The organism is Rathayibacter agropyri, from assembly GCF_013249015.1.
Classification (GTDB): Bacteria; Actinomycetota; Actinomycetes; order Actinomycetales; family Microbacteriaceae; genus Rathayibacter; species Rathayibacter agropyri.
This window is the reverse complement of record NZ_JABRPL010000002.1, coordinates 366,011-377,983: the sequence shown is the minus strand read 5'-3', so window position 1 is coordinate 377,983 and position 11,973 is coordinate 366,011. Positions and strand designations below refer to the sequence as shown.

The window sequence follows — 11,973 nt, the reverse complement described above, 5'->3', positions numbered from 1 at the left end:
ATCAGAGGGAATCGCTCGGATGACCGGCGGAGCAGTCACCCAACGATGTCTCGACGACACCGTTGGACACGTTCGCGAACACTGTCGTTCCCTGGCCCGCCTCACCACCGTACGTGAAATTCGTTCCCCAAGAAAGGCTCGCGCCTGGTACTGGCGGAAGGCCGCTGCGGTCAACGAGCTGATTGCCGGTAGAGGCGCTTACGGAGATGACCCACGTGTGGTAGAGCGCTGTACCGAGAAGTCCGTTGAGATTGTAAGCCGTGTACCCGGATGTCTTCGTGTAAAGAGTCAGTGTCGCCGTGCCGCAGTCTCCTGCAACGGTGTTTAGCTGAGGGAATATTGATGCTGCCCTGGTCTCACCCGTTGTCGGATTGTATTTTGACGTCGCACCTTCCAGGCTTCCATTCGGGGTGCCTATAGGTACCGCGTACTGCCACCCGTCTTCGTCGGTTCTCACGTCGTAACCATTCTTTCCTGCTCGTTCTGCATTGTAGCCGCCGAAGACCAGCGCGGCTGTATGCACTGCTGGCGTAGCAAACGGGGCTTCCTCGGCGACTGCGTTCGTCGTGCCGAGGATTGCCGTCAGGATAATTGTTGAGGCGATCGCTAGCGTATCGCGCGAAAGAGCTGTTGGCATTGTTGATTCCCTATCATATTGGCTGCACCGGAGCGTTGCCCACTGAGATACAAGGACTCTCATTGATGAAGTGGCGAGCGTGCAGGGGACCGCATGGTGCGCTCGGTCCCTAGGCTTGAGCTATGCGCGACCACGCCTCCCTCCTCGCCATCGCCCGCTCGATCGCCGTCGAGGCGGCGCATCTCGCCCGTCAGCGGCGGCAGGACGGAGTCGAGATCGCCGCGTCGAAGTCCTCGCCGGAGGACGTGGTGACGGCGGCCGATCGCGAGGTCGAACAGTTGATCCGCCGCCGTCTCGCCGAGGCTCGGCCGGACGACGGATTCCTCGGGGAGGAGTCGGGTGCGGGCGGCGGGACCAGCGGGCTGACCTGGGTCGTCGATCCGATCGACGGCACCGTCAACTACCTCTACGGCATCCCCTCCTACGCGGTCAGCATCGCGGTGGTCGAGGGCGAGCCGGACCCGGCGACCTGGACGGCGCTCGCCGGCGCGGTCGTGAACGGGGCGACGGGTGAAGTCACCACCGCGAGCCGCGGTCAAGGAGCGGAACGGGACGGCGTTGAGCTTCGAGTCGCGGCTCCGCAGTCGCTGTCGCTCGCTCTCGTCGGCACGGGGTTCGGCTACGACGCCGGCCGCCGGATGCGGCAGGGTGCGGTGGTGCAGGAGCTGCTCGGCTCGGTCCGCGACATCCGGCGCATCGGTTCGGCTGCGCTGGACCTGTGCTCGGTGGCGACCGGGCAGCTGAATGCCTACTTCGAGCGCGGGCTCAACCCGTGGGACCTGGCCGCGGGCGCGCTGATCGCGCAGGAAGCGGGAGCGCGGGTCGCGGGCCTGGACGGCGCTCCCTTCGGCTCCGGATTGCTCATCGCGGCGCCTGACCCGCTCTTCGCCGAGCTGGAGGAGTTGCTGCGCCGTCTGCGCGCGGACGAGGTCTAGGCGGGGTGTGGACGACCTCGGGGGAACGCGCCGTTCTGCGGGCGGCGCTGGCCGGATCCTGGTGCCGTAGCTATCCTTTATGAATTCGTGATGTTCGCACAGGGTGCGCCCACGTCCGCACCCGGCCTGCCCTCCAAACGGAAGATCTTGATTCAGTGAGCCACGATTCGCCCGCCCCCCTCACGCGCCGCGAGCTGCGCGAGGCCGAGCGACGCGTCGCCTCCGTCCGCACCGCCCCCGCACCGGTGGCCGCCCCTCGCTCGGCGCCGCTCAGGCCGGTACGCCGCCCCCGCGTCGGCGGAGTCGTCGCCCTCTCGTACGTCGCCGCGATCGTGGCGGCCACGTCGCTGCCGGCCACGTCGCTCCTGACCGCCGAGGACGTGCAGGCGCGCGGCCTGACGACTCCGTTCGGTGCTGACCCCCGCCGCGGTGCGCAATCCTTCGTGGCCGGTGAGGTCGGCGTCGAGACCGTCGCCCGCGATGGATTCGGCGTGCAGGAGCGCAAGGCGCACACCAACGTGGCCGACATCGTCCGCACCTCCGACTCGGGCTTCACGAACGACCCGAACGCGTCGATCCAGTGGCCGTTCGCGGTCGGCGTGCCGGTCGGCGACCGATTCGGCTACCGCAACTGCGCCGGCTGCTCGGTGAACCACGGCGGCACCGACTTCAACCCGGGCAACGGGTCGCCCATCCAGTCCATCGCCGACGGAGTCGTGCGCACGGTCATCGACGGCGAGGGCTCGCTCGGCGTCCACGTGATCATCGACCACGAGATCGACGGGCAACTCGTGTCGAGCGTCTACGCGCATATGCAGCACGGCTCCGCGGCGGTGAAAGAGGGCGACCCGGTGAAGGTCGGCCAGTTGCTCGGACTCGTCGGCACGACCGGCATGTCGACCGGCCCGCACCTGCACTTCGAGATCCGCCTCGACGGCGTCACGAAGGTCGACTCCTACCTCTGGCTGAAGGCGAACGCGGGACGCTGACGCTGGTGCGCTACTCCGTCCGTAGCCAGACCGTGGCGTCCGCGGGCAGCGCCGGCTCGTGCAACTCCTCCGACGAGAGCACCACGGAGCCGACGGGCAGCTCGACCGGCGCCTCGCCCAGGTTGGCGATCACGGTGATCGCTCCGTTCCTGAAGGCGAGCACGTCCTCCGGGTACCCATCGAGCCACTCGACGACGCCTGAGCCCAGGTCCTCGGTGTGGCGCACCGACAGCACCGTCCGGTAGAACTCGAGGGTCGAGCCCTCGACACCGCGCTGGCGGTCTCGTGCGAAGGGCGCCCACTCGCCCGGCTGCGGCAGCCAGGAGGCGCCTGTCGAGTTGAAGCCGTAAGCCGGCGCCTGGGCCTCCCAGGGGAGCGGGACCCGGCAGCCGTCGCGGCCGTAGCGTACGCCGTGCGTGCGGAACCAGCTCGGGTCCTGCCGGGCGGAATCCGGCAGATCGATCGCCTCGGGCAGGCCCAGCTCCTCACCCTGGTAGAGGTAGGCGGAGCCGGGGAGCGCGAGCATGAGTGCCGTCGCGGCCCGCGCCCGACGCAGACCGAGCACTGGATCCGGCTGGCTCGGAGTGAGCGGACCGACGCCGTACCCCTGCGGAATCTCGACGGGGAGGCCGAGCCGGCTCGCGTGGCGGATGACGTCGTGGTTCGAGAGCACCCAGGTCGGGGGAGCACCGACCGAGGTGAACGCCTCGACCGAGGAATCGATGACGTCACGCAGGTCGGAGGCGTTCCACGGCGTCTCAAGGTACGCGAAGTTGAAGGCCTGGTGCAGTTCATCCGGCCGCACCCACTGGGCGAGCTTCGACAGCGGCTGCACCCACGCCTCCGCGCAGAGTACGCGGTCGTCCGGGTACTCGGCGACGAGGGAGTGCCAATCGCGGTAGATCTCGTGCACGCCCTCCTGGGCAAAGTAGGGAGCAGTGGTGGGTTCGTTGCGGTTCTTCGAGGACATTCCGCTCATGGGGCTGTAGTGGGCCGGGGGCGTGTAGTCCGGCAGACCTGGGGCCTTGATCATCCCGTGCGCGACATCGATGCGGAAGCCGTCGACCCCGCGGTCGAGCCAGAAGCGGAGGATCTCGCGGAAGCGCTCCCGTACCCACTCGTTCGTCCAGTCGAAGTCGGGCTGCGAGGGGTCAAAGAGGTGCAGATACCACTGGCCCGCACTGCCGTCTGGCTCGGTGACACGGTGCCAGGCTGGCCCGCCGAAGACCGACACCCAGTTGTTCGGCGGCAGCTCGCCCGACTCGCCCCGCCCGTCGCGGAACATGTACCGCGCTCGCTCGGCGCTGCCGGCAGGGGCGGCCAGCGCCTCCTGGAACCAGCGGTGCGCACTCGAGGAGTGGTTCGGGACGAGGTCGATGATGATGCGGATGCCGAGGGCGTGCGCGCGGGCAAGCATCGCATCGAAGTCCGCGAGGGTGCCGAAGATCGGATCGACGTCGCAGTAGTCGGCGACGTCGTACCCGGCGTCGTTCTGCGGCGAGGTCATGAAGGGCGAGAGCCAGACGGCATCGATGCCCAACTCGGCCAGGCTGTCGAGCCGCGAGGTGATGCCGGGCAGATCGCCGAGGCCGTCTCCGTCGCCGTCGGCGAATGAGCGGGGGAAGATCTGGTAGATCACGGCGGTGCGCCACCACTCGGCTTTCGGGCGGCCGCCTACCTCTCGGGAGGGGCGGGGGGAGTTCTCTGGCGCGTCGGAAAGGGCGGAGTCCACTGTCATGGCATCGAGCTTAGAGAGCGGGCGGGTCCGCCGGGATGGGGATGTGCGCACGCGACGGTGCAAGCGACAATCCGGGCTTTTAGTCTTGCTCGTCGGCGCGGTTGACCGCGTCTGCGAGTTCGTCGACGACGAGGAACCCCGGCGAGACGGACTCGGCCCGGTACCCCGCCCGGCCGACCATGTGCGCCGAGACCGGCACGGTGAGCAGTTGGAAGCCGATCACGAGCACGATCGTGCCGGCCGCGGCGAAGCCGGGATTGCGGATGGCCACGGCGAGCATCACGCAGATCAGACCGAGCACCTGCGGCTTCGTACCGGCGTGCATCCGCGAGAGGAGGTCGTCGAAACGGAGCAGGCCGATGGCTGCAACGAGGGACAGCAGTGCGCCGACGATCAGCAGCACGGCGGTGAGAATGTCGAAGAACAGGTCCATATCAGTCCTCTTCGCGATTCGCCATGAATTTGGCCACGCTGATCGAGCCGAAGACGGCGAACAACGCGAGCCCCAGAGCCACGGGCAGAGTGCCTGCGTGGTGGTTGATAGCCATCTCGGCGCCGATCCCGCAGATGATCGTCGCGACGAGCACGTCGGCGGCGACGACACGGTCGAGCACCGAGGGGCCGCGGAGGATGCGCACGAGCGCGAGCAGGCAGGCGACCCCGAACACGGGCACCAGGATCCAGACGAGCCAGCCGATCATCGGACCGCCCCCGCCCCGGCCTCGAGCGGCTGGTTGACGCGCCGCACGTCGTCTCGGGAGCCGATGGCGCGGACAATGCGCGCCTCCGTCCGCAGGACCGTGAGGCGCACGTCCTCGATCCGCTCGCCCTCATCGTGCACGACACCGAGCACGTGCAGGTAGAGCACGTTCTGCTGCGGGTCGACATCGATCACGAGCGATCCCGGCACAAGCGAGACAGCCTCGGTCGTCCAGACGAGCATCCCCTCGGAGCGGCTGCGCAGGTGTACGGCGACGATCGCGTTGTGCACCGGCACCGGCAGGGTGAGGATCTGCCAGGACACCCGGACCGACGCCACCGCGATGTCGGAGAGGAGGCGCAGGAGGAACACCAGCACGAACCAGGGGTTCACGCGGTTCGAGAACTCGACCGGCGGCAAATAGAACACCCGCGTGATGAGCAGGGCGATCAGGAGGCCGGAGACGACCGAGAGCACCGAGACGTCGTCCCAGAGCAGCACCCAGATGCCGACCAGGGTCACGAACATCGCGACACGGTTCCAGATGTCGACGCGGCGGCGGGGGCTCATCGGGGACCCTCCTCTCCGAAGGACGAGTCACGAAAGACGGTCGCGATATAGGTCGCGGGATCGGCGACGGCGCTCGCGGCGTGCTCGCTCGCGTCGTAGAGCGGACCGGCGCCGACGGTGAGCGCGACGCCGACCACGACCATGCCGGCAGTCGCGAACACCATCATCGGCGGGGAGTGACGGGTGCGGATGCTGCCCGTGTCGTGCGGGTCCTCCTGGAGCTGGTCGATCAGGGGCGACTCATAGCCGGGCACTTCCTCCTGTCGGCGCCAGAACGCCATGTTCCACACGCGGGCGACGGCGTAGAGGGTGAGCAGCGATGTCACGGCGCCGGCCGCGATGACGGCCCAGATCAGCCATGACGGGTGGTCGACGGCCGACTCCGTGCCGGCGACGAAGAGCCCGACCTTGCCGAGGAAACCGGTGAACGGCGGGATGCCGCCGAGGTTCATCGCCGGGATGAAGTAGAGCAGGGCGAGCAGCGGCGAGGCCTTGAGCAGCCCGCCGAGGCGCAGGATCGACGTGGTGCCGCCGACGCGCTCGATCAGGCCGGTCGCGAGGAACAGGGTCGTCTGCACCGTGATGTGGTGGATGACGTAGAAGATCGTGGCCGCGTAGCCGGCCGGTGTGCCGACCGCGATCCCGAAGACCATGTAGCCGATGTGCGAGACCAGGGTGAACGACAGCATCCGCTTGATGTCGGCTTGCGCGACCGCGCCGAGGATGCCCACGATCAGCGTCAGCAGCGCGAGCACCATCAGCACGTCGCTCAGCCGCCCGCCCGGAAACAGCAGAGTCTCGGTGCGGATCAGCGCGTAGACGCCGACCTTCGTGAGCAGTCCCGCGAAGACGGCGGTAACCGGCGCGGGCGCGGTGGGGTAGGAGTCCGGGAGCCAGAACGACAGCGGGAACACGGCCGCCTTGATCCCGAAGCCCAGGAGCAGCACCACGTGCAGCACCAGCTGCACATCGGCCGGCAACTCGGCGATGCGGATCGAGAGCTGCGCCATGTTGACCGTGCCGGTCGCGCCGTAGAGCAGGCCGATCGCCGAGAGGAAGAACACGCTCGAGACCAGGCTGACGACCACGTAGGTCGTGCCCGCCCGGATCCGCGGCGCCGTTCCGCCGAGCGTGATCAGCACGTAGCTCGCTGCGAGCAGGATCTCGAAGCCGACGTAGAGGTTGAAGAGGTCGCCCGCGACGAAGGCGTTGAGGATGCCCGCCGAGAGGATCAGGTAGGTCGGGTGGAAGATCGTGACCGGCGTCTCCCGGTTGCCATCGACGAGACCCTGGCCGACCGAGAAGAGCAGGACGCCGAGCAGCGTGATCGAGGTGATCACCAGCATCAGGGCGGCGAGCGGATCGACGACCAGCACGATGCCCCACGGCGGCTCCCAGCCACCCACGTAAACAGCGCTGCCGCCCTCGTCGCCTGTCAGAACGAGCACGAGCAGCACCGAGGAGATCACCAGCACGCTCGAGAGCGTCGCGATGTTGACGGTGATCTGCGCGCGCCGGTGGCGACCGAGGATGAGTGCGACGGCCGCTCCCAGGAGGGGGAGGGTCACGACGAGCGGGATCAGGGCGTTCATCGGTCCTCCTTCCTGTCGTCGGTCATGGCGCTTTCGCCGTGCTTGGCGGCGGTACCCTCGTCGCTGGATTCGAGCAAGACGTCCAGCGCACGGTCGTCTGCCGTGGTCTGCGCCGAGATGCCCGCCGCGTCTTCGCGGACGGATGTGTCGGTCTCGTCGTCCTCGACCTGGTCGGCGTTCGCAAGTCGCCAGCGCCGGTAGATCATGGCGAGCAGGAAGGCCGAGACGCCGAACGTGATCACGATCGCCGTCAGGATGAGCGCCTGCGGCAGCGGATCGGCCATCTCGGCGGCGATCTGCTCGTAGGAGCGGCCGTCGTCGGTGACGAACGGGGCGACGCCCGAGCGGCCGGCCATCAGCAGAATGAGGATGTTGGTCGCGTTCCCGACGAGCAGGAAGCCGATCAGGATACGGGTCAGGCTCCGTTCGAGCATGTGGTAGACGCCCGCGGCGTACATCACCGCCATCACGATGACGAGGACGACGGTGATGCTCATACGCCGTTCCCCCTGCCCGGTCCGCCCACGACGGTGGAGCCCGTGGGGAGCGTCGTCTCGAGGCCGTCGACCGTGCCCACCGCGGGGCCGGGCGTGCTGCTGATGGAGTGGGTGACGCCGTCGCCCGAGGGTGCGCCGTTCTCGGCTTCCTCGCCGTGGCGGTCGACCTCGCCGCCGAGGCTGCGCAGGATGTCGAGCGTGAGGCCGATCACGATCAGGTACACCCCGATGTCGAAGAGGGTGGAGGTGCCGAGGTGGAGCTCGCCCAGCAGGGGCACTTCAAGGTCGAGCCAGCTCGACTCGAGCACGTCGAGCCCGAAGGCCAGCGACGAGACCGCGGTGCCGACGGCGAAGAAGAGGCCCAGTCCCAGCACCTTGCCCGCGTCGATCGGAGCGGCCTCGCCCAGTTCGAACCGGCCGCCCGCGAGGTAGCGCGCGACGAGGGCGAGACCGGCGAGCAGGCCGCCCGCGAAGCCTCCGCCCGGGGTGTTGTGGCCGGTGAAGAGCAGGTAGACCGAGACGATCATCGCGGGGTGGAAGAGGAGGCGTACCAGCACCTCGAGCACGATCGAGCGGTTCTCGGGGCGGAGGGTGCGGCCGGCGACGAGCCAGGAGCCGCGGTCGCCCGCGCCCTGCAGTTCGAGGCGGGGCGCGCCTCCCGCCCGGCTCGAGAGGAAGATCAGGCTCGCCACTCCGGTCGCGACCACGACCAGTACCGAGATCTCGCCCATCGTGTCCCAGGCGCGGATGTCGACGAGGAGGACGTTGACGATATTGCGGCCCTTGCCCTCCTCGTAGGCAAGGCGCGGCAGCTCGGCCGAGATCGGCGTGGCGGTGCGGGCCCCCAGGGCGATGGTCGCGGCGAGGGCCATGACGGCCCCGACAGCGATGCCGATCACCGCGCGCAGGCGCTTGCGCATCGGCCGGTGCTTCGTCGCGATCCTGGTGGGGAGGCGGCGCAGCACGAGGACGAAAACCACCAGGGTCACCGTCTCGATGAGGGCCTGGGTGAGAGCGAGGTCGGGAGCGCCCTGGAGCGCAAAGAGGGCGACCATCCCGTAGCCCGTCGCGCCGGCCAGGAGCACGGCGGCGACGCGATTGCGGGCCAGGGCACAGAGCACCGCGGCGAGAATCATCACGGCCGCGACCGCAAGTTGCCCCGGGCTGTCCCAGAAGACGAGATCGCCCGGCCAGGTGCGGTTCAGGGCGGCAGCACCGCCCACGCCGAGCACGAAGACGGCGAAGATCACGGTGAGGTAGCGGGGGAGCGAGCCGCGCTGCACGAACTCGGTGACGGTGCTGGCGACGCGGTCGAGCGAGCGGACGGTCGCCCAGTAGCCCTCGGCGGAGTCGATCAGGTGGGGGAGCAGCGACTGGGCTCGAGCGACCGCCACACGCTTGGCGAAGAGGAGGAGGCCGACGCCGATGCCCAGGGCGCTCACGCCCAGCGCAGGCTCGAACCCGTGCCAGAGGGCGAGGTGGTAGCCGCCGTGATCCGAGGCTTCGGCGGCCGCAGCCAGTTGCGGGTCGGCATCCGGCGCGGCGTACGGGAGCGCGTCGGCGTACACGGCCACGAGCGGATCGAGCACGGCGGCGGTGAGTCCGCCGATCACGGTGGCGGCGGCGAGCAGCACCGGAGCGGCGGTAAAGCTCCACGGCTCCGCATGCAGGTGGGTGTCCGCCAGCCCCTTCTTCCGCGCGAAGGCGCCCCAGAAGAAGCGGGCGGAGTAGGCGACGGTGAGAATCGAGCCGATGACCAGTCCGACCAGTGCGACCCAGGCCCAGAACGAGCCCTGTTCACTCGCCGAGATCAGGCTGGTGAACACCGCCTCCTTCGCCACGAACCCGAGCAGCGGCGGGACGCCCGCCATCGAGAGCACGCCGATCAGCGCCGCGGCCGCGAGGACGGGCGCCCGCCGAGCGAGGCCGCTGAGCTTGCGCAGGTCGCGGGTGCCCGCGCGATGGTCGACGATCCCGACCACGAGAAAGAGCAGGGCCTTGAAGAGGGCGTGGCCGATCAACAGCGTCAGCCCGGCGAGCGCGGCATCGCGCGAGCCGAAGCCGACTGCGACGGTGAGGAAGCCGAGCTGGCTGACCGTGCCGTAGGCGAGCACGAGCTTGAGATCGTACTGCCGGAGCGAGCGCCAGCCGCCGACGAGCATCGTCCAGACGCCGACGCTCACCACGACGGGCAACCAGACGGAGTCGTCGGCGAAGCCGGGCGCGAGGCGTGCGACGAGGTAGATGCCCGCCTTCACCATCGCGGCGGCGTGCAGGTAGGCGCTGACCGGTGTGGGCGCGGCCATCGCGGCCGGCAACCAAAAGTGGAACGGCACCAGGGCTGACTTCGAGAATGCGCCGAGCAGCACGAGGACAAGCGCTACCGAGACCAGCGGGCCGGAGGGAGCGGCGGCGACGATCCCCGAGAGGCTCGTCGTGTCCGCCTGCACGATCAGGATGATGATCCCGACCAGCATCGCCAGGCCGCCGAGCGTCGTGACGAGCAGCGCCTGAAGCCCTGCTCCACGGCTTTCTTTCCGGCCGTTGTAATGGCCGATCAGGAGGTAGGAGAGGACGCTCGTCGCCTCCCACAAGACGAAGAGGATGATGACGTCGTCGGCGGTGACGAGGCCATACATCACTCCGGCGAAGGCGAAGAGCAGCGCAGCGAACCGGCCGAGCGAGGGCTCATCGGGCTCGAAGTAGCGGGCGCAGTAGGCGAGCACGAGTGCGCCGACTCCGCTGACGACCAGCGCGAGCACGATCGACAGCGCGTCGAGCCGGAACGAGAGAGCAATGTCGAGTGCGGGGATCCACGGAATGCTTTCGCGGATCTCGCCGCCAGCGAGGATCGTCGGCAGCGCGGTCGCGGTGGCGACGAAGGTCGCGGCCGGCACGAGCGCCAGGGCGGAGAAGGTCTTCGGGCCGAACCGATCAACGACCCACGGGGTGATCACGGCGAGGGTGAACGAGATGAGAAGGATGAGGAGCATCACATGTTCCTCTCAACGTGTACCCAGCGCAATCGTGCGTCAAGGATACCGGAGGCGTTTCTTGCCCAACCTGAGTGTGGAGAGGCTTGACGATCGCGGCTCCCTGGGCGACGGCCTCTAGCGTGGTGACATGGCCCGCTCCCTCCTGCCCACTCAGCTCTGCCGCCTCCGCATCCACGACCTCGCCACCGGAGTCGCGACGACCGTCTTCGAATCCGAGTCCGTGCTCGTCGAGGCGCCGAACTGGACTCCGGACGGGACGGCCCTCGTGGTGAACGGCGATGGTCGGCTGTTCCGCCTCCCGCTCGACGGGCCGGCGGTGCTCGAGCCGATCCCGCTCGACGGTGTGCCGGCCGAGCTCAACAACGATCACGTGCTGGCTCCCTCCGGCGGCCTGGCCTACGTCTCGGCGCGGGACGGACACCTCTACGCGGTCGCCCTCGACGGCTCCGCTCCCGCCCGACGGCTGACCGAGGTGCGCGAGGGCTTCAAGCACTATCTGCACGGCGTCTCGCCCGACGGGACGCTGCTCGCCCTGATCGGCGGCGGCCTCACCTCCAGGCAGTGGCGGACGAACGTGTACACGATGCCGGCAGAGGGAGGCGCGCTCACCGCGCTGACGGACGACGCCTTCGCTGACGACGGGGTCGATGTCGCGGCCGATGGGCAGACGCTCGTGTTCAACTCCGAGCGCGGCGGCGAAGGAGCGCAACTCTTCCGGATGGGCCTCGACGGCTCGGGGCTCTCGCGGCTGGTCGAATCGGGTACCGTTGACTGGTTCCCGCACGAGTCGCCGGACGGCGCGCACCTGCTCTACCTGGCCTATCCCGCGGGGACGCTCGGGCATCCCGAGAACGTGGACGTCGAGCTGCGGTTACTGGAGCTCACCGGGCGGACGAACCGTGAACCCGGACGAGTCGTGCAGCGGATCCTCGGCGGGCAGGGCACGATCAACGTCGCGGGCTGGGCCCCGGACTCGACGCGTTTCGCCTACGCCGACTACCCCCTGCGCTGAGGGAGCTTGCGGTCTCCGGCCCGTCACTGGGGTGCTAGCATCTAACGGTGCCAAATCGCGGGCACGCCCCGATCGGGGCTGTCAGACCCGCGGGTGCGCCCCCTTAGCTCATTGGTAGAGCACTTCCTTGGTAAGGAAGAGGTAGTGGGTCCGATTCCCACAGGGGGCTCCGTTCCCGCAGGCCGAGCCTGCGGGCAACGCGCGGCGGGGTAGCTCAGGTGGTTAGAGCACACGGCTCATAATCGTGGTGTCGCGGGTTCAAGTCCCGCTCCCGCTACCACCCAGTAAAGACGGGTCAGTCAGTGGC

11 protein-coding genes and 2 tRNA genes are annotated in these 11,973 nt (G+C 68.7%); 5 read left to right on the top strand and 8 right to left on the bottom strand.

Annotated elements, in window-relative coordinates; genetic code table 11:
• Position 1: 1 nt before the first annotated feature.
• Positions 2 to 637 carry a hypothetical protein gene (locus HRF29_RS07365; protein WP_173246949.1) on the bottom strand — a complete coding sequence of 212 codons (636 nt, stop codon included), beginning with the start codon at positions 635 to 637 and terminating at the stop codon, positions 2 to 4.
• A 122-nt stretch (positions 638 to 759) separates the two neighbouring features.
• On the opposite strand from HRF29_RS07365, the gene HRF29_RS07360 reads away from it, so the two are divergent.
• Both HRF29_RS07360 and HRF29_RS14885 read left to right on the top strand, forming a co-directional pair.
• Complete coding sequence (locus HRF29_RS07360; protein WP_173246946.1) at positions 760 to 1,572, top strand: inositol monophosphatase family protein; 813 nt, start codon at positions 760 to 762, stop codon at positions 1,570 to 1,572.
• A 155-nt stretch (positions 1,573 to 1,727) separates the two neighbouring features.
• Positions 1,728 to 2,561 carry a peptidoglycan DD-metalloendopeptidase family protein gene (locus HRF29_RS14885; RefSeq protein WP_173246943.1) on the top strand — a complete coding sequence of 278 codons (834 nt, stop codon included), beginning with the start codon at positions 1,728 to 1,730 and terminating at the stop codon, positions 2,559 to 2,561.
• 10 nt (positions 2,562 to 2,571) lie between these two features.
• On the opposite strand, the gene HRF29_RS07350 is transcribed toward HRF29_RS14885, so the two are convergent.
• From HRF29_RS07350 to HRF29_RS07320, 7 genes are all read right to left on the bottom strand, one after another.
• Positions 2,572 to 4,299, bottom strand: coding sequence for a glycoside hydrolase family 13 protein (locus HRF29_RS07350; protein ID WP_173246941.1), 1,728 nt, complete (start codon positions 4,297 to 4,299; stop codon positions 2,572 to 2,574).
• 79 nt (positions 4,300 to 4,378) lie between these two features.
• Positions 4,379 to 4,732 carry a monovalent cation/H(+) antiporter subunit G gene (gene mnhG, locus HRF29_RS07345; RefSeq protein ID WP_246226816.1) on the bottom strand — a complete coding sequence of 118 codons (354 nt, stop codon included), beginning with the start codon at positions 4,730 to 4,732 and terminating at the stop codon, positions 4,379 to 4,381.
• 1 nt (position 4,733) lies between these two features.
• Positions 4,734 to 5,000, bottom strand: coding sequence for an MrpF/PhaF family protein (locus HRF29_RS07340; RefSeq protein WP_173246938.1), 267 nt, complete (start codon positions 4,998 to 5,000; stop codon positions 4,734 to 4,736).
• Positions 4,997 to 5,569 (bottom strand): Na+/H+ antiporter subunit E, encoded by a 573-nt coding sequence (locus HRF29_RS07335; protein WP_173246935.1) that lies wholly within the window; start codon positions 5,567 to 5,569, stop codon positions 4,997 to 4,999. The genes HRF29_RS07340 and HRF29_RS07335 overlap by 4 nt, the downstream gene beginning before the upstream one ends.
• Complete coding sequence (locus tag HRF29_RS07330) at positions 5,566 to 7,161, bottom strand: Na+/H+ antiporter subunit D (RefSeq protein ID WP_173246932.1); 1,596 nt, start codon at positions 7,159 to 7,161, stop codon at positions 5,566 to 5,568. Before HRF29_RS07330 ends, HRF29_RS07335 begins: the two co-directional genes overlap by 4 nt.
• Entirely contained in the window at positions 7,158 to 7,658 is a 501-nt protein-coding gene (locus HRF29_RS07325) for a Na(+)/H(+) antiporter subunit C (protein WP_173246929.1), read from the bottom strand. Before HRF29_RS07325 ends, HRF29_RS07330 begins: the two co-directional genes overlap by 4 nt.
• On the bottom strand, positions 7,655 to 10,651 hold the full coding sequence (locus HRF29_RS07320; RefSeq protein ID WP_173246926.1) for a Na+/H+ antiporter subunit A: 2,997 nt from the start codon (positions 10,649 to 10,651) through the stop codon (positions 7,655 to 7,657). The genes HRF29_RS07325 and HRF29_RS07320 overlap by 4 nt, the downstream gene beginning before the upstream one ends.
• Before the next feature lie 130 nt (positions 10,652 to 10,781).
• Here HRF29_RS07320 and HRF29_RS07315 point away from each other — a divergent pair, with 130 nt between their 5' ends.
• The 3 genes from HRF29_RS07315 to HRF29_RS07305 all read left to right on the top strand — a co-directional run bounded on the left by HRF29_RS07315 (position 10,782) and on the right by HRF29_RS07305 (position 11,946).
• Positions 10,782 to 11,666, top strand: coding sequence for a TolB family protein (locus HRF29_RS07315; RefSeq protein WP_173246923.1), 885 nt, complete (start codon positions 10,782 to 10,784; stop codon positions 11,664 to 11,666).
• Between the two features lie 97 nt (positions 11,667 to 11,763).
• A tRNA-Thr gene (locus HRF29_RS07310) sits at positions 11,764 to 11,835 on the top strand.
• A gap of 34 nt (positions 11,836 to 11,869) precedes the next feature.
• Positions 11,870 to 11,946, top strand: a tRNA-Met gene (locus HRF29_RS07305).
• Positions 11,947 to 11,973: the final 27 nt, after the last annotated feature.

Excerpts from the sequence above, each read along its gene's own strand:
- HRF29_RS07340 (WP_173246938.1), bottom strand. The coding sequence starts at position 5,000 with ATGATCGGCTGGCTCGTCTGGATCCTGGTGCCCGTGTTCGGGGTCGCC.
- HRF29_RS07315 (WP_173246923.1), top strand. The coding sequence starts at position 10,782 with ATGGCCCGCTCCCTCCTGCCCACTCAGCTCTGCCGCCTCCGCATCCAC.
- HRF29_RS07320 (WP_173246926.1), bottom strand. The coding sequence starts at position 10,651 with ATGCTCCTCATCCTTCTCATCTCGTTCACCCTCGCCGTGATCACCCCG.
- HRF29_RS07350 (WP_173246941.1), bottom strand. The coding sequence starts at position 4,299 with ATGACAGTGGACTCCGCCCTTTCCGACGCGCCAGAGAACTCCCCCCGC.
- HRF29_RS07360 (WP_173246946.1), top strand. The coding sequence starts at position 760 with ATGCGCGACCACGCCTCCCTCCTCGCCATCGCCCGCTCGATCGCCGTC.
- HRF29_RS07330 (WP_173246932.1), bottom strand. The coding sequence starts at position 7,161 with ATGAACGCCCTGATCCCGCTCGTCGTGACCCTCCCCCTCCTGGGAGCG.
- HRF29_RS07325 (WP_173246929.1), bottom strand. The coding sequence starts at position 7,658 with ATGAGCATCACCGTCGTCCTCGTCATCGTGATGGCGGTGATGTACGCC.
- HRF29_RS07335 (WP_173246935.1), bottom strand. The coding sequence starts at position 5,569 with ATGAGCCCCCGCCGCCGCGTCGACATCTGGAACCGTGTCGCGATGTTC.
- HRF29_RS07365 (WP_173246949.1), bottom strand. The coding sequence starts at position 637 with ATGCCAACAGCTCTTTCGCGCGATACGCTAGCGATCGCCTCAACAATT.
- mnhG (WP_246226816.1), bottom strand. The coding sequence starts at position 4,732 with ATGGACCTGTTCTTCGACATTCTCACCGCCGTGCTGCTGATCGTCGGC.